Genomic DNA, 24,254 nt, shown 5'->3' with positions numbered 1-24,254 from the left:
AAAGCCGCAGGAATGCTCCCGGCGGCTTTTTTTATCAAGGGCGCGCCTGCTAGACGGACGATGGCCGACCGGGCGTAGACAAAACCCCAGCCGGCCATGGCGTAATCTGTGCGCGAGGAGCTTCACGCGCGGGCGTGATTCCGCCATCGCGGTCCGCTTTAGAAATGGGCGGCGCGGCGGCGGGCGACCATACGCTGCAGGTACTGGCCGTAAGGACTGTTCTTATAGGCCTTGGCCTGGGCCAAGACGGCCTCCTCATCGACGAAGCCCTGTTCCAGGGCGATTTCCTCGGGACAGCCGATCTTCAGGCCCTGACGGTGTTCGATGGTGCGCACGAATTCAGCCGCTTCCAGCAGGGAATCGTGGGTGCCGGTGTCCAGCCAGGCCGTACCGCGGCCCAGTCGCTCCACCTGCAGATTGCCCTGCTGCAGATAGACGTTGTTGACGTCGGTGATTTCCAGCTCGCCGCGGGGGGAGGGCTTGATCTCCCGGGCGATGTCCACCACCCGGTTGTCATAGAAATAGAGGCCCGTGACCGCCCAGTTGGACCTCGGGTCGGTTGGCTTTTCCACGATGCTGATGGCGCGGCCCTGCTCGTCGAACTCCACCACGCCATAGCGATGCGGGTCTTCCACCCAATAGGCGAAGACGGTGGCGCCCTTGTGGACTTGGGTCGCCTTTTGCGCCTGGGCGCTGAGCCCCTGGCCGTAGAAGATGTTGTCACCCAGCACCAGCGCGCAGGGCTCGTTGCCTATGAAATCACGGCCGATGATGAAGGCCTCGGCCAGGCCGTTGGGGGCGGCCTGCTGCGCGTAGGACAGGTTGATGCCCCAAGGCGCGCCATCGCCCAGCAGGTCCTGGAACAGCGGCAGATGGTGCGGCGTGCTGATCACCAGGATGTCGCGGATGCCGGCCAGCATCAGCACCGACAGCGGGTAGTAGATCATGGGTTTATCGTAGATGGGCAACAGCTGCTTGCTGACACTTTTGGTCAGCGGATGTAAACGGGTGCCGGAACCGCCCGCGAGAATGATGCCCTTCATGTCAATAGCCTTAAACGTATCGGGTTGCGGGAAAGCCTTGGTGCAAAATGGCAAGCGTCACGCGGGCAGCAGCCCGTCCAGGCTGCGGGCTAGGCTGTCCTGCCAGGCCGGCGCGCGCCAGTCGAAAACCCGTTCCAGCAGGCTGCAATCCAGCACCGAATTGGCCGGGCGCCGGGCCGGGGTCGGGTAATCGGCGGTGTCGATCGCGACCAGCCGCGGCACGCGGGCCCCGCGCGCCTGGGCCTGGGCGAAAATCTCCGCCGCGAAGCCATGCCAGGTGGTGGCGCCCGTGCCGCATAAATGGTAGGTGCCGAAGCTGTCACGCCGGCCGCCCAGAACTTGGGCGCCCACCGCCACCAGGGCGTCGGCGATGTCCGCCGCCGCCGTGGGACAACCATGCTGGTCCGCCACCACCCGCAGCTCTTCCCGCTCCGCGCCCAAACGCAGCATGGTCTTCAGGAAATTGGCGCGATCAGGGCCATAGACCCATGCCGTGCGCAGGATGACATGGGCCGGCAGGGCCGCACGCACCGCCTGCTCACCCGCCTCCTTGGACGCGCCATAGACGCTGACGGGAGCGACAGGGTCGGTCTCCACATAGGCGCCGATCTTGCTACCGTCGAAGACATAGTCGGTCGACAGGTGAAGCAGGGGCGTGCCCCCTGTGGCACAGGCCCGAGCCAGGGCCGCCGGGCCGTCGCGGTTGGCGGCGTAGGCGGCATCGACCTCGGTTTCGGCCTTGTCGACCGCCGTGTAGGCCGCGCAGTTCACCACCAGATCAGCCGCGGATACCGCCGCCTGGACGGCACCATCATCTGCGATGTCCAGCGCGTCCCGGCCTGGCGCCGTGACAAGCCAATCGGCCGGCGCCACCCGCTGGAAGGCCAGGCCCACCTGGCCAGCCCCGCCCAGCAGCAACACCCGGACATTCCCCTCAGTCCCAGTCATGGCGATTTCTCAACCAACCGTGGCGGCGGTGGGAGCGGCGGCGCCGAGGCGTTGGCCGGAATACTTGCCCTCCCGTATGGGCTCCCACCACCAGCGGTTGGCCAGGTACCAGTCCACCGTGCGGCGGATGCCCTCCTCGAAGGTCACCGTCGGTTCCCAGCCCAGCTCGCGCTTGATCTTGGAGGCGTCGATGGCATAGCGCTGGTCGTGGCCAGGGCGGTCGGTCACGAAAGTGATCAGGTCGCGGCGCTTGGTGGCGCCGGGCAGACGTTCGTCCAGCAGGTCGCAGATGGTCTCCACCACCTCAAGGTTCCGCCGCTCGGCGTTGCCGCCGACGTTGTAGCGCTCACCCGGCACGCCCTTGCGCACGATCAGCACCAGCGCGCGGGCGTGATCCTCCACGAACAGCCAATCACGGATGTTGTCGCCCTTGCCGTAAACCGGCAGCTTCTTGCCATCCATCCCGTTCAGGATCATCAGCGGGATCAGCTTTTCCGGGAAATGGAACGGCCCGTAATTGTTGGAGCAGTTGCTGAGCAGCGTCGGCAGGCCATAGGTATGGTACCAGGCGTTGACCAGATGGTCGGACGCCGCCTTGCTAGCGGAATAGGGGGAGTTGGGCGAATAGGCCGTGTCCTCGCGGAACAGCCCATCCTCACCCAGCGAGCCGTAGACCTCATCGGTGGAGATGTGGTGGAAGCGGAAGGCCTCCTTGCGTGCCGCCGGTAGCGCCTGCCAATACTCGCGCGCCGTCTCCAGCATCACATGGGTGCCGTTGATGTTGGTGCGGATGAAAATGCCGGATCCGTCGATCGAGCGGTCCACATGGCTTTCCGCCGCCAGGTGCATGACGGCATCGGGCTGATGACGCTGAAAGATGTCGCGCATGGCGTCGACATCGGCGACGTCCGCCTTCTCCAGCACAGCATGGCCGCTGGACAGAACTTCGCCGATGGATTCCAGGCTGGCCGCATAGGTCAGCTTGTCCACGCACACAAGGTCATCCTGACCTTCAGCCACCAGCAAGCGGCACACCGCGGACCCAATAAAACCGGCCGCCCCCGTCACCAATATCTTCACGCGACAAACTCCCCTAAGACTGGGCACCGTCCGCTAAGACCGCACGGCGACCGAAAATACAACTCCAGCCGGGTCAAATGCAAATCCGGCCATGGCAGCCGGGCAGTGATACTGGGGCGCGACGGACCCGGCAACCCCCAGCCGCATGCCGCACCGTATGACGACGAAGTTCATAGGCCGCTGGCCTTACATCGGCCTGTGGGGCGTACGCCGCTTCGCCGATGACCTTAAGGCGATTCAAAAGCGCGTACACGGAATTCATCTAACCCATAGGTAAAGTAATAAAAATAGCTCCCAATGGGCTCAGTTACCGACGTACGACCAAAGTATCCGTGACGAATGTCCGCAATGCGATGATGATCAAGTCATCGGATTCGGCGGCGAATTTAAGCCGATCGGGAACAGATATGACATGATGTTGGAGAGGAAAATGACTTCCAAGAATGGACTACTGATTTCCGGCGCCGTGATCGTGATTCTGGGCGTTCTCGCCCTGGCCGTGCCGATTTTCACCACCAAGGACACCAAGGAACTGGCTAAGATCGGCGACCTCAAGGTGACGGCCAAGGAAGAAAGCACCCACGTCATCCCTCCCTTTGTTGGGCCAGCCGCCCTGATTCTGGGCGTTGTGCTGATGGGGGCCGCCCTCGTCCGCCGGCAATGAACGTTTGGGGGGCGTTACCGCCCCCCTATCCGCCGCCCGGTGAACGGGTTCCAGCCGACCTGCGCCAGGACCGCCCACGCCGTGGCGCCCACATGCGGCTGGTGGTAGTAGCGGAAATCATCCGTGCTGGACGCCGGCCCCACCGCCAGCCCGGTCGTGACCGTGCCCGCCCCCGTGGCGTAGAGCAAGCCGTCAGGCCCGCCAGCCGCCAGCACAGTGGCCAACGCCGCCGCCGCCTTGGCCTCCTGCCCCAGCATCCTGTAAGTGAGCGCCGCCTGCGCCGTCCCCTCGATCCAGACGCCATCCCGATCATCATTAAAGTCGAAGCCACCGCCGACGGCGTGCCGCGCCTCAACCCAGGCCAAGGATCGCCGCCAGTCGGCAGGCGCGTCCGCGATGGCCAGGTGTGGCCACAGCTGGATGTCCAGGGCGGCGCCGGACGCCCAGGTGCGTCCATCCGGCCCGGTGCCGATACGAAAGCGTCCCTCCGATCCATCCCAGGCGGCCGCGACCAGCCCACGCGCCAGAGCCCCCTGACGCGTCCAGGCGGCGTCGCCCGTCAGGCGGGCCAGCCAGGTGAAGGCCGCCACGGCATCGATATTATGCTCCGTCGCCTTGTAATTGAGGCGATGCTGGGCAGGGTCGAAGCCGTCGAACCCACCGATATAGCCGCCCGGTTGGGCGGGGTCCGCCATCAAATCCGCCACCCAGCGCATGAGGCCTGCCGCGCGGTCGCGATAGCGCGCCTCCCCCGTGGCCTCGTGTAGGGTCAGCAACGCCAACGCCGCCCAGACAACATTCCCCGTGGCGCTACCGTCCTGATAAGGATCCTCCGCCCATTGTCCCGCCTTGTCGTCCCACCAACCAGGCGGCAGCGGCGGATCGGCGGCCGGACCAGCGCGATACGCGTTCCGGACCCGGCCGTCCTTGAAGGTGCGATCCGCCTCTGCGGCCAGGGCCAAGGCATCGCCAACCAGGCGTGCGTCCTCGGTATGGCCGCAAGCCACCAGGGCGATGGCTGCCAGGGCGTTGTCGTAGGTGAAGGCGCTGTGCGCCAGGGCCGGGTGGGCGTTCCCCGGATAACTGGTCACGAACCGGGGGCCGGAACCGGGCGCCGCGGCCCGCACCGCATGCTGCAGTGCAGCGCACAGCCCATCCGCCGCCAGCGCGTAAGTGCTTGTCAGAAAAAAACAAACCATCGCCAGGGCAATTTTCCTAAAATGCATTGCAGTTCCCTAGAACAACCAGAACAAAAGGCGGGGCGTGTCGGAAATCATCGGAGCGCGCCGATCGGGTTGCGGCCTATTCAACTATACGCCCCACCGGTACCAGAACCCCGCGTGCAGCGCAGCCCAACGATGCATGCGGGACTTGTTTTCACCTTGGCAAGGTTTTGCTAATAAACCGCCCGTAAACAAGCGGCCGTCGTCACAAGCGCACTCTGGGGCATCTGGTTCCACCCCCCTGTTTTGCGCCGCACAGAATGACGGACCACCGGGGCAGCAGAGAAGAGAGATCACGATGAACGCGAAGTTTCTTGGCATTCTGGCCACAGTTTCCCTTTTTGTCGCCGGCCCCGCGCTGGCTGAGTGCAGCACGCACGCCAACCCGCCGGCCATCCCGGATGGCGCCGCTGCCACGACCGAGCAGATGACCAGCGCCAACACCTCGGTGAAGGGCTACATGGCCGACATGCAGGACTTCCTGAAGTGCCTGGAAAACGACAAGGCCGCCGGCTCCGCCAAGTACAACGCCGCCGTCGACCAGATGCAGAGCATCGCTAACGAGTTCAACAAGCAGCTGCGCGCCTTCAAGGCCAAGGGTTGACCGGTCGCGCGGCGCGCCCCGGTTCAAACGGACGCACTTCGTTAAAAAAAGGGGATGGGCTCAGGCCTGTCCCCTTTTTGTTTTGGCCCTGCGCGGCGAATCGGCCTGCGCGGCGGTGTCTGGATGACGCCCGCCGCATCGCCCTGAACCGCGCGAGGAACGTCCCCTGCGGCACCGGGTTTGCGCGACGATTGACCACCACGCTACAGGATTAGCTGGCCGCGAATTAAAGTTGCGGAACCGCCGCCATCTTGGAACCCGTCGGCGATTGAGCGGTTATATACCCCTCTCTTGATTGCCGCGTTGCAGCAATCATGCAAAGCTGAGGGTAAGAGGTCTTCTCGAGTGGAAAGGATAGGCAGCGTGACTGAGACCGGCGCCCCGCCCGCTATTTCTGAACCTTCCCGCGAACCCGACGCCATCCGCCCCCTGCCCCCGCCACCGGCCTTGCCTGAAGAGGTGGATGGCGATGTCATGCGCGCGGCCATCCTGGCCAAGCTGACCTATGCCGTGGGCAAGAACCCCGAGGTGGCCAGCAAGCGCGACTGGTTCCTGGCCACGACGCTGGCCGTGCGCGACCGCATCGTCGAGCGCTGGATGTCGTCCACCCGCAAGACATACGAATCCAAGCGCAAACGCGTCTATTACCTGTCGCTGGAATTCCTCATCGGCCGCCTGCTGATCGACGCCCTGATGGAAACCGGCCTGACGGAACCGGTGCGCGAGGCGTTGGCCGGCCTGGGCGTGGATCTGGACGAATTGCGCAAGATCGAGCCGGACGCGGCCCTGGGCAACGGTGGCCTTGGCCGCCTGGCCGCCTGCTTCATGGAAAGCATGGCGACGCTGCAGGTCGCCGCCCATGGCTACGGCATCCGCTATGATCACGGCCTGTTCCGCCAGGCGATCAAGGATGGTTGGCAGCGCGAATATCCGGAAAACTGGCTGACCTTCGGCAACCCGTGGGAGTTCGAACGGCCGGAGGTGGATTATTCCGTGGGCTTCGGCGGCACGGTCGACACCATCGAGGTCAGTGAGGACGAGACGCGCCACGTGTGGAAGCCGGAGGAGACGGTGGACGCCATCGCCTTCGACACGCCCGTCACCGGCTGGCGCGCCGCCCATGTGAACACCCTGCGCCTGTGGTCCGCCCGGGCGCCGGACGCCCTGCGCCTGGACGCCTTCAACCAGGGCGACCATGTCGGCGCGCTGGCGGCCCGCGTGCGGCTGGAAGCCATTTCCAAGGTCCTGTATCCCAGCGACGCCACACCGGCCGGCCTGGAGTTGCGCCTGCGCCAGGAATATTTCTTCGTCGCGGCCTCGCTGCAGGACATCATCCGCCGCCACAAGCAGCACCATGGCGACCTGCGCACCCTGCCCGACAAGGTCGCCGTCCAGCTGAATGACACCCATCCGACCATCGCCATCGTCGAGATGATGCGCATCCTGCTGGACCAGGAGGAGTTTGGCTGGGACGACGCCTGGGACATCACCACCGCCGTCTTCTCCTACACCAACCACACCCTGCTGCCGGAGGCGCTGGAAAGCTGGCCCGTTCCGCTTATGGAACGATTGCTGCCCCGCCATATGCAGATCATCTACCTGATCAACGCCCTGCATCTGGAACTGGTGCGGTCGCGCGGCGAGCACGATGGCGGCATGCTGTCGGCCCTGTCACTGATCGACGAAAGCCACGGCCGGCGGGTGCGCATGGGCCATCTGGCCTTCATCGGCTCGCACAAGATCAACGGCGTGTCGGCCCTGCATTCCGACCTGGTGAAGCGCACGGTGTTCAACCACCTGGACCGCTTCTACCCCGACCGCATCGTCAACAAGACCAACGGCATCACCTTCCGCCGCTGGCTGTTCGAGGCCAACCCCGGCCTGACCAAGCTGTTGGTCGATTGCTGTGGCGCCCAGGTCATGGATGACCCGAACGCCCTGGCCCGGTTCGAGCATTACGCCGACGACGCCGGGGTAGTCGACCGCTTCCAGACCATCCGCCGGGCCAAGAAGGTGGAACTGGCCAAGATCATCCGCCAACGGCTGGAGGTGACGGTCAGCCCGGACGCCATGTTCGACGTCCAGATCAAGCGTATCCATGAATACAAGCGCCAGCTGCTGAACATCCTGGAGATCGTGGCGCTGTACGACGCTATCCGCGCCAACCCCGGCGGCAACTGGGTGCCGCGGGTCAAGATCTTCGCCGGCAAGGCCGCCGCCAGCTATCACCAGGCCAAGCTGATCATCAAGCTGGCCAACGACGTGGCCCGGCTGGTCAACCGCGACCCGGCCGTGCGCGGCCTGCTGAAGGTGGTGTTCCTGCCCAACTACAACGTCAGCCTGGCGGAAGCCATCATCCCCGCCGCCGACCTGTCGGAGCAGATCTCCACCGCCGGCATGGAGGCGTCTGGCACCGGCAACATGAAGCTGGCCCTGAACGGCTCGCTGACCATCGGCACGCTGGACGGCGCCAATGTCGAGATCAGGGACCATGTCGGCGACGACAACATCTTCATCTTCGGCCTGACGACAGACGAGGTGGACGCGCGGCGGCGCAAGGGCATTGACATGGCGGACGTTATCGCCGCCTCGCCCATGCTGGAGGAGGTGCTGGACGCGCTGGGGTCCGGCGTGTTCTCGCCGGGGGAGCCGGGTCGTTTTGGCGACCTGGTGAACACCTTGAAGTACCATGATTATTTCATGGTGGCCGCAGACTTCGACGCCTATTATGCCACCCAAAGGTTAGTCGACGCGCGATGGCACGACCGTGCCGCGTGGTGGCGTTCCGCCATCATCAACACCGCGCGCATGGGGTTCTTCTCCTCCGATCGAGCCATCGCGGAATACGCGACGGATATCTGGAACGTGCCGATCGTCGCCAAACCCTGAAGTGACGCGCGTTCGACAAGAAGAAGACCGACCAAGGGGGCCTGATGGCGAAGACGAAGGGGACGACGGGCTGGACGGCGCGGCAGGGCGATGTCGAGGCGCTGCTGGCCGCCCGCCATGACGATCCCTTCGCCATCCTGGGCCTGCATGACGGCGCGGCGGGACTGGTCATCCGCGCCTTCGTCCCGGGGGCGCAAAGCGTGGAGGCGGTGGCGCCGGATGGCGCCACCATCGCCCCCCTCACCCGCGTGCACGATGCCGGCGTGTTCGAAGGCCGGGTGCCCCGCCGCAAGAAGCGCTTCCGCTACCGCCTGCGCTGCGCCAATGACGGCGGGACGTGGGAATTCGACGACCCCTACGCCTTCGGCCCGGTCCTGGGGCCCACCGACGATTATCTGCTGGTCGAGGGCACCCATAAGCGCCTGTACGAAAAGCTGGGCGCCCACCTGAAGGCGCATGAGGGGGCGGACGGCGTGCACTTCGCCGTCTGGGCGCCCAACGCGCGCCGCGTCTCCGTCGTCGGCGACTTCAATGGCTGGGATGGGCGGCGCCACCAGATGCGCCGGCGCGTGGACAGCGGTGTCTGGGAGATCTTCGCCCCCGGCCTGGGTGAAGGGGCGGTCTACAAATATGAGATCGTGGGGCCTGACGACCAGGTCCTGCCGCTGAAGGCCGACCCCTTCGGCTTCGCCAGCGAATTGCGCCCCTCCACCGCCTCCGTCGTCGCGCGCACCGACAATTTTCCCTGGGGGGATGAGGCGCACCGCGCGTTCTGGCGGACGGCGAATGCCCGCCGCTGTCCCATCGCCATTTATGAGGTGCATTTGGGCTCCTGGCGGCGGGGGCAAGACGGCCGCTATCTGACCTGGGACGAACTGGCCGACCAGTTGGTGCCCTACGCCGTCGACATGGGCTTCACCCATCTGGAATTCCTGCCCATCTCGGAATTCCCCTTCGACCCCTCCTGGGGCTATCAACCCATCGGCCTGTTCGCGCCCACCGCCCGCTTCGGCCGGCCCGATGGCTTCGCCCGCCTGGTGGACCGCGCCCATCGCGCCGGACTGGGCATCATCCTGGACTGGGTGCCCGCCCATTTCCCCACCGATGTGCACGGTCTGGCCCGTTTCGACGGCACCGCGCTGTATGAGCACGAGGACCCGCGCCAGGGCTTCCACCCCGACTGGAAGACGGCGATCTACAATTTCGGCCGGCGCGAGGTGGCGAACTATCTGGCGGCCAACGCGCTGTACTGGATGGACCGCTATCACGTCGACGGGCTGCGCGTGGATGCCGTCGCCTCCATGCTCTATCTCGATTACTCCCGCAAAGCCGGGGAGTGGATCCCCAACCGGGAAGGCGGCAATGAGAACCTCGAAGCCGTGGACTTCCTGCAGACGGTCAACACGCTGGTTTATGGCGAGCATCCCGGCACCATGACCGTGGCGGAGGAGTCCACCTCCTGGCCGGGCGTGTCGCAGCCGGCCTATGCCGGCGGCCTGGGATTCGGCTTCAAATGGAACATGGGCTGGATGCACGACACGCTGGACTATGTGTCGACCGATCCCGTCCACCGCAAATGGCATCACGACCGGATGACCTTCGGCCTGCTGTACGCTTTTTCGGAAAATTTCGTGCTGCCGATCAGCCATGACGAGGTGGTCTACGGCAAGTGCTCCGTCCTGGAGAAGATGCCGGGTGACGATTGGCAGAAGTTCGCGACCACTCGCGCCTATTACGCCTTCATGTGGGGCCACCCGGGCAAGAAGCTGCTGTTCATGGGGCAGGAGTTCGGCCAGCGCGGGGAATGGAATTTCGAGCGGTCGCTGGACTGGCACCTGCTGGCCGATCCACGGCATGAGGGTCTGCGCACCCTGGTGCGCGACCTGAACCGGCACTACCGCCAGCGCGGCGCGCTGCACGAGGCCGATTGCGAGGCGGCGGGCTTCCGCTGGGTCGTGGCCGACGACAATGAGCAGTCGGTGTTCGCCTTCCTGCGCTTCGGCGATGACGGCGCGCCACCAGTGGCCGTCCTCTGCAACCTCACCCCCGTACCGCGCCACGGCTACCGCGTCGGCCTGCCCGTGGCCGGGCGTTGGGTGGAGATCCTGAACACCGACGCCTGGATCTATGGCGGATCGGGGCTGGGCAATGGGGGGGTGGTGACGGCGGACGCGGCGGCGCTGCACGGCCTGCCGGCCTCCGCCGCGCTGACCCTGCCGCCGCTAGCAACCGTATGGCTGACACTTGATCCTGGACAATGAACCGCCCGGGATTGAGCCGAAAATAGGGACGCATGGAAACAGGGGGGACGGTTGGACTGTTTGACGTACGGGGCGCCTGACTGCTTGGCCTGGATGCGGAATGACAATATGAGGCGGGCGCGAGACCCGCTGTACCGGGAGGTGACACCATGACCAACGCCCAATTCCCCGCCACCAGGGCCGACAGCGCCCGGTCGATCGTCAAGGCGCCGCTGGCCCGCCACGCCATGGCCTATGTGCTGGCCGGGGGGCGCGGATCGCGCCTGATGGAACTGACCGACCGCCGGGCCAAGCCCGCCGTCTACTTCGGCGGCAAGTCGCGCATCATCGACTTCGCCCTGTCCAACGCCCTGAATTCAGGCATCCGCCGCATCGGCGTCGCCACGCAGTACAAGGCCCACAGCCTGATCCGCCATCTGCAGCGGGGTTGGAACTTCTTCCGACCGGAGCGCAATGAGAGCTTCGACATCCTGCCGGCGTCGCAACGCGTGTCGGAGGATCTGTGGTATGAGGGCACGGCCGACGCCGTGTACCAGAACCTGGACATCATCGAGGACTACGACCCCAAATACATGGTCATCCTGGCCGGCGACCACATCTACAAGATGGACTATGAGTTGATGCTGCAGCAGCACGTCGACTCCGGCGCCGACGTCACCATCGGCTGCCTTGAGGTTTCCAAGCAGGAGGCCACCGGCTTCGGCGTCATGCACGTGGACGCGGACAATCGTGTCCTCTCATTTGTGGAAAAGCCCAAGGATCCGCCCACCATGCCGGGCAGCGACGACCGCTGCCTGGCCTCCATGGGCATTTATGTCTTTGAGACGAGGTTCCTGGCCGAACAGCTGTGCCGCGACGCGGCCGAGCCGGGGTCCAGCCGCGACTTCGGCAAGGACATCATCCCCTACATCGTCAAGCACGGGAAGGCGGTAGCCCACCATTTCTCACGCTCCTGCGTGCGGTCCACCGCCGAGGCGGAGCCGTACTGGCGCGACGTGGGCACGGTCGACGCCTATGCCGAGGCCAACCTGGACCTGACGGACCTGGTGCCGGGACTGGATCTGTATGACCAGAACTGGCCCATCTGGACCTACAGCGAGATCACCCCGCCGGCCAAGTTCGTGCATGACGAGGAGGGCCGGCGCGGCCAGGCCATTTCTTCCCTGGTGTCGGGTGGCTGCATCGTCTCCGGCGCGTCGCTGAAGCGGGCCTTGCTGTTCACCGGCGTGCGGATCAACTCGTTCTCCTCGGTGGAAAACGCCGTGCTGCTGCCCTATGTCGATGTCGCCCGGTCGGCCCGCCTGACCAACGTGGTGGTGGACCGGGGCGTGCGCATTCCCAACGGCCTGGTGGTGGGCGAGGATCCGGAACTGGACGCGGCGCGCTTCCGCCGCTGCGCCAGCGGCGTCTGCCTGATCACCCAGGCCATGATCGACAGATTGAAGGATTGAAACGGATGACGATCGCCGTCCTCTCGGTCGCCTCGGAGGTGTTTCCCCTGATCAAGACCGGGGGGTTGGCGGATGTGGTCGGCGCCCTGCCGGGGGCGCTGGCGGCCGAAGACGTGGCCGTGCGCACCCTGGTGCCGGGCTACCCATCGGTCCTGGCGGCCTTGGCCGACGTGACGCCAGTGCACAGCTTCGACGAGCTGTTCGGCGGCCCAGCACGGCTGCTGGCCGGAACGGCGCGGGGCCTGGACCTGGTGGTCGTGGACGCCCCCCATCTGTTCGACCGGCCGGGCAACCCCTATGTCGGCCCGGACGGCCGCGACTGGCCGGACAATCCCCTGCGCTTCGCCGCCTTGTCGCGGGCCGCCGCCGAGATCGGCCTGGGCCGGACCAGCCTGCCCCGCCCGGACGTGGTCCACGCCCATGACTGGCAGGCGGGCCTGGCGCCGGCCTACCTGCACTATGAGGGCGGCCCCCGGCCGGGTACCGTCATCACCGTGCATAACCTGGCCTTCCAGGGTCAATTCGACGCCACGCTGCTGCACAACTTGGGTCTGCCGTCCCATTCCTTCGGCATGGACGGCGTCGAGTACTACGGCGCCGTCGGCTATCTGAAGGCCGGCCTGCAACTGGCCGACCGCCTGACCACCGTCTCGCCCACCTACGCCCAGGAGATCCGGGGGCCGGAGGCCGGGATGGGCCTGGACGGCTTGCTGCGGGCCCGGGCCAACCGGCTGTCCGGCATCATCAACGGGATCGACACCACGGTCTGGGACCCCGCCCACGACCCGCTGTTGCCCGCCCCCTATTCCGCCAGGCAGCCCAAAGGCCGGGCGCTCTCCAAGGCGGCGCTGCAACAACGCTTCGGCCTGACTGACGACCCCGGCGCGCTGGTCTTCGGGGTGGTCAGCCGCCTGTCGTGGCAGAAGGGCCTGGATCTGCTGCTGGAGGCGTTGCCCACCCTGCTGGCCACCGGCGCGCAGCTGGTGCTGCTGGGTGCTGGCGAAGCAGCGCTGGAGCGGGGATACCGTGACGCCGCCGCCGCCCATCCCGGCCGGGTCGGCTGCATCATCGGCTATGACGAGGCCTTGGCCCACCTGATCCAGGCGGGGGCGGAGGCGCTGATCGTCCCGTCCCGCTTCGAGCCCTGCGGCCTGACCCAGCTGTGCGCCCTGCGCTATGGCGCCATCCCGGTGGTGTCCAGCGTCGGCGGCTTGGCCGACACCATCATCGACGCCAATGAAATGGCCATCGCCAACGGCGTGGGCACGGGCCTGCGCTTCCAGCCCACCACCACCCTGGCGCTGGAGGGCGCGTTGCAACGCGCCGCCAGCCTCCACGCCGATGCCGCCGTGTGGAAGCGGCTGCGGCGCAACGCCATGGCGACCGACGTGTCCTGGACCAACCCGGCACGCCATTACGCCGCCCTTTACCGCGAGCTGGCGGGAGTGGCCGCAGCGTGACCCAGCCGCGATACCGCCCCGCCGACGGTCCTGGCCAGCCTGAGCCCCTGGGCGCCACGCTGGCGGCCGACGGCGTCAATGTGGCGGTGCGATCCGGGACGGCCACCGCCATCGAGGTCTGCCTGTTCGATGGCGACCCGGCGGTCGAGACCGCCCGCATCCGCTTGACGGAGCGAACGGGCGACGTCTTCCACGGCTTCATCCAGGGTGTCCAGGCGGGCCAGCGCTATGGCCTGCGCGCCCATGGCCCCTGGGAGCCGCGCGCCGGCCAGCGCTTCAACCCGGCCAAGCTGCTGGTGGACCCCTATGCCACCCGCCTGGACGGCCCCTTCCGGCCCCACCCGGCACAGTTCGGCCATACGGTGGGTGACGCGGACGCCGACATGGCGGCCGATACCGTGGACAGCGCGCCCTTCGTGCCCAAGGCGGTGGTCGATGCGCCCTTCGCCCCCGGCGCGGTGGCGCGGCCCCAAATCCCGTGGGACCGCACGGTCATCTATGAATGCCTGGTGAAGGGTTTCACCGCCCTGCATCCTGAGGTGCCGGAAGCGGCGCGCGGCACCTTCGCCGGCCTGGGCCACCCGGCCAGCGTCGCCTATCTGCGCGACCTGGGCGTCACCACCCTGGAGATCCTGCCGGCCATGGCCTGGATGGACGAGCGCCATCTGCCGCCGCTGGGTCTCACCAACGCCTGGGGCTACAACCCCGTCGCCTTCTGCGCGCCCGATCCGCGCCTGGCCCCCGGCGGCTGGGCGGAGGTGCGGGCCGCCGTGGCCGCCCTACAGGCCGCCGGCATCGAGGTGGTGCTGGACGTGGTGCTGAACCATTCCGGCGAGTCCGATGAACTGGGCCCGACGCTGTCGCTGCGCGGCCTGGACAATGCCGGCTATTACCGCCTGCGCGGCGACGACCGGCGCTATTACGACAACGACACCGGCTGCGGCAACACCCTGGCCGTGGACCGGCCGATGATGCTGCGCCTGGCGCTGGACGCGCTGCGCACCTGGGCCGACCGGGCGGGGCTGGACGGCTTCCGCTTCGATCTGGCGGCCACGCTGGGCCGCACCGACCGGGGTTTCGACGCGGCGTCGCCCTTCCTCAGCGCGGTCGCCCAGGACCCGGTTCTGCGCGAGCTGAAACTGATCGCGGAGCCATGGGACATCGGCCCCGGCGGCTATCAGCCGGGCGGCTTCCCCGCCCCCTGGGGCGAATGGAACGACCGCTTCCGCGACGACGTTCGGCGCTTCTGGCGGGGCGACGGCCATCTGCTGGGCGCGCTGGCGACGCGGCTGGCCGGATCGTCCGACCTGTTCGCGGCCAAGCGCCGGCCGTCGCGCAGCGTGAATTTCGTGGTGGCCCACGACGGCTTCACCCTGGCCGACCTGGTCAGCCACCAAGGCAAGCATAACGAGGCCAATGGCGAGGGGAACCGCGACGGCACCACTGACAACGCCAGCTGGAACCACGGGGTGGAGGGCGCCAGCGACGATCCCGCCGTGACGCAAGCCCGCCGGGCCGACCAGCGCGCCCTGATCGCCACCCTGCTGCTGGCCCGGGGCACCCCGATGCTGGCCATGGGGACGGAGGCCGGACGCAGCCAGGGCGGCAACAACAACGCCTATGCCCAAGACAACGCGCTGAACTGGCTGGATCACGGCGCCGTGGACCAGGGCCTGTACGCCTTCACCCGCCGGGTGATCGCCCTGCGCCAGGCCCATCCGGCCCTGCGCGCCGACCGCTTCCTGACGGGCACCGCCGACGCGTCCGGCCTGTCCGACGTGGGCCTGCCCGACGTGGGCCTTCCGGACGTGGAATGGCTGCGCGCCGACGGCCAGCCCCTGGGCGACGCGGACTGGAACGACGGCGCCGCCGGCCTGCTGGTGGCGGTGTTCGCCGCCAGCGGCGGGGACGGCCGGCCTGACCGTGTGGCCGTCATCCTGAACCGGAACTGGGAGGCGCGCGCCCTGACGGCACTCTGGAACCGCCCCGGCCACAGCTGGCACGTCGCCTTGGACAGCAGCCGGGAAGACGGGGAAGCGGCCGCGACCGGCGACGGCCCCACCCTTATCCCCCCGCGTGGCGTCCTGGTGCTGGTGGAGGGGGCCGCCGATGCCGGCCGCCGTCAGACGCCACCTGACGCCACCCTGCTGGACCGCTATGCCCAGGCGGCCGGCATCGCCCCCGACTGGTGGGATGAGATGGGCGGCCACCATCCCGTGAGCGACCAGAGCAAGCGGGCACTGCTGGGCGCCATGGGCCTGGAGGCCGATACGGCCGGCGCCGTGAACGACGGTCTGGCCCGCCTGTCCGAGGAGGGGCCGCGCCGGCCGCTGCCCCGCGCGGTGGTGGGTACCGCCGGCCAGCCCCTGCGCCTGTGGGTGCCCGCTCCCCGCGGTGACACCCTCGACCTGGTGCTGGCGCCGGAAGATGGGCCTGTTCGGTCCTTGCGAACCCGACTGGATGGGCGACGGCAGGCCGTCATCGCCCCCGATGGACGACACGGCGTGGCGATGGAAATCACCCTGCCCGCCCTGCCCCCCGGCCTGCACGGCCTGCGCCTGGCGGACCGGCCGGAGATCACGGCCATGCTGGTGGTGGCGCCGCCCCAGGCCTATAGCCCGCCAGCCCTGCTACCCGGCGCGCGGACCTTCGGCATCGGCGCCCACCTCTACACCCTGCGCCGCCAGGATGGCGACCAGGGCGTCGGCGACTTCACCACCCTGGGCCGCCTGGGCGCGCTGGCCGGGGCGGAGGGGGCCGCCACCATCGGCATCAACCCGCTGCATGCCCTGTTCGGCGGCGACCGGGAGCGGGCCAGCCCCTACCACCCCTCTGACCGGCGTTTCCTGGACCCCATTTACATCGACCTGTCGGCGCTGGGGGATGCCGACCCGGACGGGGTGGCGGCCCGGCTGCTGACGGGCGAGGCGGCGACATTGGCCCGGCTGCGCGGCTGTCGCGCCGTCGACTACCCGGCCGTGTGGGCGCTGAAGCGGCAGGTGCTGGCGGCCGCGCATGCCGGTTTCGCCGACCTGGCCCGGCGCCGGCCCGGCCACCCGGCGGTGGCGGCGTTCCAGGCCTTCCGGGAGGCCGGCGGCCGCGCCCTGGCGCGCTTCGCCCGGTTCGAGGCGCTGGCGGACCGCCATGCCGGCCCGTGGGCCACCTGGCCCGAGGCCGCCCGCGATCCGGAGGCCGCCACCCCGGTGCCGGACGCGGAGTTCCACGGCTGGCTGCAATGGCTGGCCGACCGGCAGCTGGCGGCGGCCGACCGCGCGGCACGGGAGGGCGGCCTCAAATTGGGTTTTTACCGCGACCTGGCGGTGGGCGCCGCACCGGATGGCGCGGAAACCTGGGGGACGCCCGGCGCCTTCGCGCTCGCGGCCTCCATCGGCGCGCCGCCGGACCTGTTCTCCGCCCAGGGGCAGGTGTGGAACCTGCCGCCGCCCATCCCGCTGGCGCAGACGGCGGATGCTGGCGCGGCCCTCGCCCAGTTGCTGGCCGCCAACATGCGCCATGCCGGACTGCTGCGCATCGACCATGTCATGGGGTTGCGCCGGCTGTTCTGGGTGCCGAAGGGGGCGGAGGGGCGGGACGGCGCCTATGTCCAGGCGCCGTTCGAGCTGCTGCTGGCCCGCGCCCTGCTGGAATCCCATCGCGCCGGCGTCGCGGTGGTGGGGGAGGATCTGGGCACGGTGCCCGATGGCTTCCGCGAGCGCCTGGGCCAGGCCGACATCCTGTCCTACCGGGTGCTGTGGTTCGAGCGTGAGGGCGCCCGCTTCCGCGATCCGGCCCATTGGCCGCCACGGTCGGCGGCCTGCGTCTCCACCCACGACCTGCCCACCCTGGTGGGCTGGTGGGCGGGGGCCGACATCGCGGAAAAGCGGGGCCTGGGTCTGCTGGATGACACGGCGGAGGCAGCCGCCCGCACCGCGCGGCGGGAAGAGAAGCGCGTGCTGCTGGACCAGCTGATCACCGCCGGCGGACTGGACCCCGCCCCCATTGATCTGGACGGCGCGCTGACCGACACGGTGGCCGCGGCCATCCACGCCTACGTCTCGACCGCCCCCGCCGTCCTCTTGCTGGCACAGGCCGACGACTTGGCCGGCGAAGCGGAAGCCGTGAACCTGCCGGGCACGGACCGGGAGCGGCCGAACTGGCGCCGCCGCCTGGAACCGCCGGTGGAAGGGCTGTTCACCAGCCCGCGCGGCCGGGCCATCCTGGCGGCGCTGGGAAGCCGCCACACCTAGCAAGCTCAACATGTTACGCCGCACTCCCCGATATCACGGCCGGGGATTGAGGTGGATCATTTTGCCAATGGCCGGGATGGTGAATGGTTGGCTCATGAACGGATGATTGGCCGGGCGAACAGCACGGCGACCATCCTGCAGCCATGGCAAGGACGCCCCACCACCATGTCCCGCGATGCTTCAGCACCCCGCAACCGGGCGCAAATGACATCACCGGCCTATCGACTGCCGGCCCTGGACCGGGATTTCCTGCTGAGCGACGGCATGCGGGGCGCCCGTCTGCTGTTGGAGTATGAGAAGGCGGAGGAAGGGTTGCGCGCCTGGGGCGTCCGCTCCACCCTGGTCACCTTTGGCAGCGCCCGGGTGCGCCCGGCGGACGCGACGGTGGCGGCGACGGCGGAAGAGGCCGCCCGCGCCGCCGAATTCCCCGGTTCAGACCGGTGGTACGCCGAGGCCCAAGCCTTCGGCCGGCTGGCATCGCAGCGCGGCGGCGCCCTGGATGGCGTGCCCGGTGGCTATCGCGACAACGTCATCGCCACGGGCGGCGGCGGCGGGTTGATGGCGGCCGTGAACCGCGGCGCCTGGGAGGCGGGCGCCCCCAGCATCGGCTTCAACATCGCCCTGCCGCATGAGCAGGAGCCCAACCCCTACACCACGCCGGAACTGACCTTCCAGTTCCATTACTTCGCCATGCGCAAGCTGCATTTCGCGATGCGCGCGGCGGGCTTGGTGATCTTCCCCGGCGGCTTCGGCACCCTGGACGAGATGTTCGAGATCCTGACCCTGCGTCAGACCAACAAGTCACCGCCGATCCCCGTTGTGCTGATGGACAGGGCCTATTGGACGCGGGTGCTGGATTTCAACGTCCTGGCCAAGACCGGCATGATCTCATCCTCCGACCTGGAGTTGTTCAGCTTCGCCGATGACGCGGCGGGCGTCTGGCGCGGGCTGCTGGCCCACGGCCTGAAGGTGCCGGATCCGCCCGCCGCGACCGCCTGAGCCCCCGCCTACCTCCTCGAAGGCCTGTTCCCATGACCCCCACCGTCACCTTCCACGGCGCCGCCGGCACCGTCACCGGCTCCTGCACCCTGATCCGCCACGACGGCGGGGCGCTGCTGATCGACTGCGGCCTGTTCCAGGGGCCCAAAACGGTCAAGGAACTGAACTATCGCGACTTCCCCTTCGATCCCCGTGAGCCGGCGGCCCTGGTGCTGACGCATGCCCATATCGACCATACCGGCCTGGTGCCCAAGCTGTGCCGCCAAGGCTTCAGGGGCCGTATCCACTGCACCAGCGGCACCCGTGACCTGCTGACCTTCATGCTGCCCGACAGCGGCTTCATCCAGGAAAGCGAGGTTCTGCACCTGAACCACCGCAACCGCCAGCGCGGGCGGCCGGAGGTGCAACCGATCTATACCCGCAAAGATGCCGAGGCCTGCCTGGAGCAACTGGAACCGGCGGATTACGGCGTCTGGGTCGACGTCATGCCGGGCGTCAAGGTCCGCTTCTGGGATGCCGGCCACCTGCTGGGCTCCGCCTCCGTCGAGGTCAAGGTGGCGGGGGACGACGGCGAACAGACTCTGCTGTTCTCGGGCGATCTGGGCCCCGGGGACAAACCCTTCCACGGCGCGCCCGAGGGGCCGTCGGACGTGGACTGGGTATTCTGTGAATCGACCTACGGCGGCACGATCCGGCCGCCGGTCGACAATGACGAGCGGCGGCGCCAGCTGGGCGTCGAGGTGGCCGCGGCCCTCAAGACCGGCGGCGTGCTGCTGATCCCGGTGTTCGCCGTGGAGCGGACGCAGGAGCTGCTGTACGACCTGGACCGCCTGGTCGACCAGGGCGCGCTGCCGCGCACCGACATCTTCCTGGACAGCCCCCTGGCGGTGAACGTGACGGACGTCTTCCGCCAACACCTGCCGGACATCAACCAGGCCGCCGTCGCCAACCCGTTCGACCGGCCCTACTTCCATCCCATCAGCGAGGTCGAGGGCAGCAAGCGCCTGAACCGCCTGAGCGGCGGCGCCATCATCATGGCGGCCAGCGGCATGTGCGACGCCGGCCGCATCCGCCACCATCTGAAGAACCACCTGTGGCAACGCAACGCCACGGTGCTGTTCGTGGGCTATCAGGCGCCCGGCACCCTGGGTCGCCTGCTGACCCAGGGCGTCAGCCCGGTCCGCATCCACGGCGAAGAGATCGAGGTGCGGGCCCGCATCCGCACCCTGGACAGCTATTCCGGGCATGCCGACCAGGCGGCGCTGCTGGCCTGGCTGGCGGCGCGCGGCCCCATCCGGGGCGGTATCGCCCTGTTGCACGGGGAAACGGCCCCCCGCGCGGCGCTCGCGGACGCCTTGGCCGCCACCGGCCCAACCGTTCCCATCCACCAACCGTCACTGGATGAGACCATCGTGCTGCGGGCGGGCAAGGGCGTGCTGGTTCCAGCCGCCCAGCCGCGCCTTGCCTCCGTGCCGGACGAAGATTGGCACAATCTGTATGCCGCCACCGTGCTGGAGCTGAGCGAGACCCTGCGCCATGGCGACGACGCCCGTCGCCTGGCCCTACTGCATCAAATCGCGGCACTTCTGAAACCATCAAGCGACCCCTCGGCGCCCGCCGAGGGCCATTAAGGAGCACACGGACCATGCGTTTCCTAAGGTTCCTTCTGGTGCTCATCCTCCTGGCCGGTGCCGGCGGCGGCGGATACCTGTACTGGCTCCGCTCACGCGGCCCCGTCCTGCCGGCGGGCTTCGCCTCCGCCGACGGCCGTATCGAGGCGCAGGAGGTGGACATCGCTGCGAAATACGCCGCGCGCGTCCTGTCCATCGAGTTCGAGGAAGGCCAGTTGGTCCAAGCGGGCGCCGTGCTGGCGCGCCTGGATGTCCGTGACGTGCAGTCCCAGTACCGCGCCGCCGTCGCCGCCCTGGCCCAGGCGCAGAAGACCCGGGACCAGGCCACCAGCCTGGTGGTGCAGCGGCGCAGCGAGCTGGACCTCGCCAACAGGGAGATGCAGCGGGCGACAGAGCTGTTCTCGCGCGGCAACGTCTCGCAACAACGGATAGACACCAACCGCAACCAGCAGAAAACCGCCGCGGCGGCATTGCAGTCCGCCAAGAGCGGCCTGAGCGCCGCCGAGGAGAACATCCGCGCGGCGGAGGCCGATGCCGACCGATTGCGCGACCTGGCGGACGACGGCATCCTCAAGGCGCCGGTGACGGGCCGCATCCTGTATAAGCTGGCCCAGCCCGGGGAGATGCTGGGCGCCGGTGGCAAGGTCGCCACCCTGCTGGATCTGTCCGACGTCTACATGACCTTCTTCCTGCCGACCGAGTACGCCAACCGCGTGGCGCTGGGCGCCGACGTGCGGCTGTTGCTGGACGCCCTGCCCGGCCTGGCCATCCCGGCCTCCGTCAGCTTCGTGGCGCCCAAGGCCCAGTTCACGCCCAAGCAGGTTGAGACCCGGGCGGAACGGGACCGCATGATGTTCCGGGTGAAGGCCCGCATCCCGCAGGCCCTGGTGACCAGCCATATCGAACAGGTGAAGACGGGTGTCAGCGGCACGGCCTATGTCCGCCTGGACGCGCAAGCCGTCTGGCCCGCCTGGCTGCAATCGCGGCTGACGACAACGGCGGCCGCGGCGGCGGCCCCCGCGGCGGCGCGATGACGGCGCCAGCCCCATCGGCGGTGCGGGTCAGCGGCGTGAGCCACCGCTACGGCCGCACACCGGCACTGGCCGCCGTGGACCTGACGGTGCCGGCGGGCGCGACGCTGGCCTTGATCGGCCCCGATGGCGTTGGCAAATCCACATTGCTGGGCCTGATCGCCGGCGCCAAGCGCCTGCAGGACGGCAAGCTGGAGGTGCTGGGCGGCGACATGGCGCTACGCCGTGACCGGCGACGCCTGCAACCCCGGGTGGCCTTCATGCCCCAGGGCCTGGGCCGTAACCTCTATCCCGACCTGTCGGTGCGGGAGAACCTGGAATTTTTCGGCAAGCTGTTCGGCCAGGGCACGGCGGAGCGGCGGCGGCGGATCGATCATCTGCTGGCGGCCACCGGCCTCGCCCCCTTCCCAGACCGGCCGGCGGGCAAGCTGTCCGGCGGCATGCGGCAGAAGCTGGGCCTGTGCTGCGCCCTGATCCACGACCCCGACCTGCTGATCCTGGATGAGCCGACCACGGGCGTCGACCCCCTGTCGCGCCGCCAGTTCTGGGACCTGATCGACAGCATCCGCGCCGACCGACCGGGCATGACGCTGCTGGTGGCGACATCCTACATGGATGAGGCCCAGCGCTTCGACCGGGCGGTGATGATGGACGGTGGCCACATCCTGGCCGACGGCTCCCCGGATGAGCTGAAGGCCCGCACCGGCACGGCGGACCTGGAGGCCGCGTTCGTCGCCCTGCTGCCGGCGGACCGGCGCGGGCCGGGCCAGACCGTCCCCGTCGCCCCCCTGCCGACCGGCCGCCCCATCGCCATCGAGGCGCGGGATCTGACACGCCGGTTCGGTGACTTCGTGGCCGTGGACCGGGTCAGCTTCGCCATCCCCAAGGGGGAGATCTTCGGCTTCCTGGGTTCCAACGGCTGTGGCAAGACCACCACGATGAAGATGCTGACCGGCCTGCTGCCGGCCAGCGCCGGCACGCCCCTGCTGTTCGGGCAGGCGGTGGACCCGGGCGACCTGGCCACCCGCCGGCGGGTCGGTTACATGGCGCAGTCCTTCTCGCTCTACGGCGATTTGTCGGTGACGCAGAACCTGGACCTGCATGCCACCCTGTTCGGCCTGACGGGGGCATCCGCCCGCGACCGCGTGGCCGAGGTGGTGGGCGATTTCGGCTTGGCGCCCTATCTGTCCTCACTGGCCGACAGCCTGCCGCTGGGTGTGCGCCAGCGCCTGTCGCTGGCGGTGTCGGTGCTGCACAAGCCGGAAGTGCTGATCCTGGATGAGCCGACCTCGGGCGTCGATCCCGTCGCCCGCGACGCCTTCTGGCAGCAGCTGACCGCCCTGTCGCGGGACCAGGGCGTCACCATCTTCGTCTCCACCCACTACATGAACGAGGCCGCGCGCTGCGATCGCGTGGCCTTCATGCAGGCGGGGCGCGTGCTGGCGGTCGGTGCCCCCGACGAATTGCGCCGGGCCAAGAACGCCGCCAACCTGGACGATGCCTTCGTCGCCTACATGCGCGAGAACGCGCCGGAGGAAGCGGCGCCCGGACCGGTGTCGGTGACGGTACCGGCGACCGAGCCGTCAGCCACGGCGACGGAAGGCTTTTCCCTGCGACGCCTGTCCGCCTATGCCCTGCGCGAGGGGTTGGAGCTGAGGCGCGATCCGGTGCGGCTGACGGTCGCCCTGCTGGGCACCCTGCTGCTGATGCTGGTCTTCGGCTACGGCATCAATTTCGATGTGGAGAACCTGCGCTACACCGTGCTGGACCGCGACCATACCCCCCTGTCGCGCACGGTGGTGGAGGCGTTCTCCAGTTCCCGCTATTTCCAGGAGACGCCGCCGGCCACCGATGCCGCCCAGGCCTTGCGGCGCCTGCAGGCCAACGACGTCGCCCTGGTGGTGGACATCCCCCCCGACTTCGGCCGGGACGTGAAAAAGGGCGCGCCGGCGGAGATCGCGGTGCAAATCGATGGCGCCATGCCGTTCCGCGCCGAGACCATCCAGGGCTATGTCGCCGGATTGTTTACCCGGCTGCAGGAGGATTTGGCGACGGAAGCCGGCGTGACCTCCGCCCCCGGCCTGACCCTGGTGCCCCGTTTCCGTTACAATCAGGCCTTCCGGTCCGTCGACGCCATGGTCCCCTGCGTCATCGGCCTGCTGCTGGTGTTCATCCCGTCCATCCTGACGGCATTGGGGGTGGTGCGGGAGAAGGAACTGGGGTCCATCACCAACCTGTACGTGACGCCGGTCTCGCGACTGGAATTCCTGCTGGGCAAGCAGGCGCCCTATATCGCCATCGCTTTCTTCAACTACGCGGTCATGGTGGTGATGGCGCTGGTCATCTTTCATGTGCCGCTGAAAGGCAGCCTGGTGGGGCTGAGCCTGGGGGCGCTGGCCTATGTCATGGCCACCACCGCGCTGGGCCTGCTGGTGTCCTGCTTCGTCAACACGCAGACGGCCGCCGTCTTCGGCACGGCCATCGTCACCATGCTGCCCGCCATCCAGTTCTCCGGCATGATGCAACCGGTTTCGACCTTGTCGGGGATGCCCTACCTGCTGGGCGCCATTTTCCCCACGACCTATTTCGTGAAGACCGTCGTGGGCGCCTTCACCAAGGGCTTGTCGCTGGCGGAACTGACGCCCTTCATCCTGTCGCTGGCGATCTTCTTCCCCGTCCTGGTGCTGACGGCAGCCGTGCTGCTGCGCAAGCAGGAGACCTGA

15 protein-coding genes are annotated in these 24,254 nt (G+C 68.2%); 11 read left to right on the top strand and 4 right to left on the bottom strand.

What is annotated here, in order from left to right; translation table 11 throughout:
- Nucleotides 1-158 precede the first annotated feature (158 nt).
- The 3 genes from rfbA to rfbB are packed head-to-tail and all read right to left on the bottom strand — an operon-like array spanning nucleotide 159 to nucleotide 3,071.
- On the bottom strand, nucleotides 159-1,043 hold the full coding sequence (rfbA, locus tag FHS74_RS05880; protein ID WP_184798455.1) for a glucose-1-phosphate thymidylyltransferase RfbA: 885 nt from the start codon (nucleotides 1,041-1,043) through the stop codon (nucleotides 159-161).
- A gap of 57 nt (nucleotides 1,044-1,100) precedes the next feature.
- Nucleotides 1,101-1,991, bottom strand: coding sequence for a dTDP-4-dehydrorhamnose reductase (gene rfbD, locus FHS74_RS05875; RefSeq protein ID WP_184798453.1), 891 nt, complete (start codon nucleotides 1,989-1,991; stop codon nucleotides 1,101-1,103).
- A gap of 9 nt (nucleotides 1,992-2,000) precedes the next feature.
- Nucleotides 2,001-3,071, bottom strand: a complete 1,071-nt coding sequence (gene rfbB, locus FHS74_RS05870; RefSeq protein WP_184798451.1) for a dTDP-glucose 4,6-dehydratase — start codon at nucleotides 3,069-3,071, stop codon at nucleotides 2,001-2,003.
- Nucleotides 3,072-3,501: 430 nt separating this feature from the next.
- On the opposite strand from rfbB, the gene FHS74_RS05865 reads away from it, so the two are divergent.
- Nucleotides 3,502-3,735, top strand: coding sequence for a hypothetical protein (locus FHS74_RS05865; RefSeq protein ID WP_184798449.1), 234 nt, complete (start codon nucleotides 3,502-3,504; stop codon nucleotides 3,733-3,735).
- Nucleotides 3,736-3,749: 14 nt separating this feature from the next.
- Here the strand turns inward: FHS74_RS05865 and FHS74_RS05860 are convergent, their stop codons facing one another.
- Nucleotides 3,750-4,934, bottom strand: coding sequence for an AGE family epimerase/isomerase (locus FHS74_RS05860; RefSeq protein WP_184798447.1), 1,185 nt, complete (start codon nucleotides 4,932-4,934; stop codon nucleotides 3,750-3,752).
- A gap of 322 nt (nucleotides 4,935-5,256) precedes the next feature.
- Here FHS74_RS05860 and FHS74_RS05855 point away from each other — a divergent pair, with 322 nt between their 5' ends.
- The 10 genes from FHS74_RS05855 to rbbA all read left to right on the top strand — a co-directional run bounded on the left by FHS74_RS05855 (nucleotide 5,257) and on the right by rbbA (nucleotide 24,254).
- Nucleotides 5,257-5,562 carry a hypothetical protein gene (locus FHS74_RS05855; protein WP_184798445.1) on the top strand — a complete coding sequence of 102 codons (306 nt, stop codon included), beginning with the start codon at nucleotides 5,257-5,259 and terminating at the stop codon, nucleotides 5,560-5,562.
- A 363-nt stretch (nucleotides 5,563-5,925) separates the two neighbouring features.
- Nucleotides 5,926-8,451 carry a glycogen/starch/alpha-glucan phosphorylase gene (locus tag FHS74_RS05850; RefSeq protein WP_425491262.1) on the top strand — a complete coding sequence of 842 codons (2,526 nt, stop codon included), beginning with the start codon at nucleotides 5,926-5,928 and terminating at the stop codon, nucleotides 8,449-8,451.
- A gap of 44 nt (nucleotides 8,452-8,495) precedes the next feature.
- On the top strand, nucleotides 8,496-10,712 hold the full coding sequence (glgB, locus tag FHS74_RS05845) for a 1,4-alpha-glucan branching protein GlgB (protein ID WP_184798443.1): 2,217 nt from the start codon (nucleotides 8,496-8,498) through the stop codon (nucleotides 10,710-10,712).
- A gap of 149 nt (nucleotides 10,713-10,861) precedes the next feature.
- The gene (gene glgC, locus FHS74_RS05840) at nucleotides 10,862-12,163 is read left to right on the top strand and encodes a glucose-1-phosphate adenylyltransferase (RefSeq protein WP_184798441.1); all 1,302 of its coding nucleotides are present in this window, start codon (nucleotides 10,862-10,864) and stop codon (nucleotides 12,161-12,163) included.
- Nucleotides 12,164-12,168: 5 nt separating this feature from the next.
- The gene (gene glgA / locus FHS74_RS05835; RefSeq protein ID WP_184798439.1) at nucleotides 12,169-13,623 is read left to right on the top strand and encodes a glycogen synthase GlgA; all 1,455 of its coding nucleotides are present in this window, start codon (nucleotides 12,169-12,171) and stop codon (nucleotides 13,621-13,623) included.
- Nucleotides 13,620-17,870, top strand: a complete 4,251-nt coding sequence (gene glgX / locus FHS74_RS05830; protein WP_184798437.1) for a glycogen debranching protein GlgX — start codon at nucleotides 13,620-13,622, stop codon at nucleotides 17,868-17,870. The genes glgA and glgX overlap by 4 nt, the downstream gene beginning before the upstream one ends.
- 165 nt (nucleotides 17,871-18,035) lie before the next feature.
- Nucleotides 18,036-18,869 carry an LOG family protein gene (locus tag FHS74_RS05825; RefSeq protein WP_184798435.1) on the top strand — a complete coding sequence of 278 codons (834 nt, stop codon included), beginning with the start codon at nucleotides 18,036-18,038 and terminating at the stop codon, nucleotides 18,867-18,869.
- Nucleotides 18,870-18,901: 32 nt separating this feature from the next.
- Nucleotides 18,902-20,500, top strand: coding sequence for an MBL fold metallo-hydrolase (locus FHS74_RS05820; RefSeq protein ID WP_184798433.1), 1,599 nt, complete (start codon nucleotides 18,902-18,904; stop codon nucleotides 20,498-20,500).
- Between the two features lie 14 nt (nucleotides 20,501-20,514).
- Entirely contained in the window at nucleotides 20,515-21,534 is a 1,020-nt protein-coding gene (locus FHS74_RS05815) for an HlyD family secretion protein (protein ID WP_184798431.1), read from the top strand.
- On the top strand, nucleotides 21,531-24,254 hold the full coding sequence (gene rbbA / locus FHS74_RS05810; RefSeq protein WP_184798429.1) for a ribosome-associated ATPase/putative transporter RbbA: 2,724 nt from the start codon (nucleotides 21,531-21,533) through the stop codon (nucleotides 24,252-24,254). The genes FHS74_RS05815 and rbbA overlap by 4 nt, the downstream gene beginning before the upstream one ends.

It is taken from the genome of Nitrospirillum iridis, from assembly GCF_014205765.1.
Classification (GTDB): domain Bacteria; phylum Pseudomonadota; class Alphaproteobacteria; order Azospirillales; family Azospirillaceae; genus Nitrospirillum; species Nitrospirillum iridis.
Note: the sequence above shows the minus strand (reverse complement) of the source record. Positions and strands in the feature narration are given on the sequence as shown.

What these genes read in the sequence shown, in the direction of transcription:
- rfbA (WP_184798455.1), bottom strand. Translation starts at nt 1,043, where the DNA reads ATGAAGGGCATCATTCTCGCGGGCGGTTCCGGCACCCGTTTACATCCG.
- rfbD (WP_184798453.1), bottom strand. Translation starts at nt 1,991, where the DNA reads ATGACTGGGACTGAGGGGAATGTCCGGGTGTTGCTGCTGGGCGGGGCT.
- FHS74_RS05865 (WP_184798449.1), top strand. Translation starts at nt 3,502, where the DNA reads ATGACTTCCAAGAATGGACTACTGATTTCCGGCGCCGTGATCGTGATT.
- FHS74_RS05860 (WP_184798447.1), bottom strand. Translation starts at nt 4,934, where the DNA reads ATGGTTTGTTTTTTTCTGACAAGCACTTACGCGCTGGCGGCGGATGGG.
- FHS74_RS05855 (WP_184798445.1), top strand. Translation starts at nt 5,257, where the DNA reads ATGAACGCGAAGTTTCTTGGCATTCTGGCCACAGTTTCCCTTTTTGTC.
- glgB (WP_184798443.1), top strand. Translation starts at nt 8,496, where the DNA reads ATGGCGAAGACGAAGGGGACGACGGGCTGGACGGCGCGGCAGGGCGAT.
- glgC (WP_184798441.1), top strand. Translation starts at nt 10,862, where the DNA reads ATGACCAACGCCCAATTCCCCGCCACCAGGGCCGACAGCGCCCGGTCG.
- glgA (WP_184798439.1), top strand. Translation starts at nt 12,169, where the DNA reads ATGACGATCGCCGTCCTCTCGGTCGCCTCGGAGGTGTTTCCCCTGATC.
- FHS74_RS05825 (WP_184798435.1), top strand. Translation starts at nt 18,036, where the DNA reads ATGTCCCGCGATGCTTCAGCACCCCGCAACCGGGCGCAAATGACATCA.
- FHS74_RS05820 (WP_184798433.1), top strand. Translation starts at nt 18,902, where the DNA reads ATGACCCCCACCGTCACCTTCCACGGCGCCGCCGGCACCGTCACCGGC.
- FHS74_RS05815 (WP_184798431.1), top strand. Translation starts at nt 20,515, where the DNA reads ATGCGTTTCCTAAGGTTCCTTCTGGTGCTCATCCTCCTGGCCGGTGCC.
- rbbA (WP_184798429.1), top strand. Translation starts at nt 21,531, where the DNA reads ATGACGGCGCCAGCCCCATCGGCGGTGCGGGTCAGCGGCGTGAGCCAC.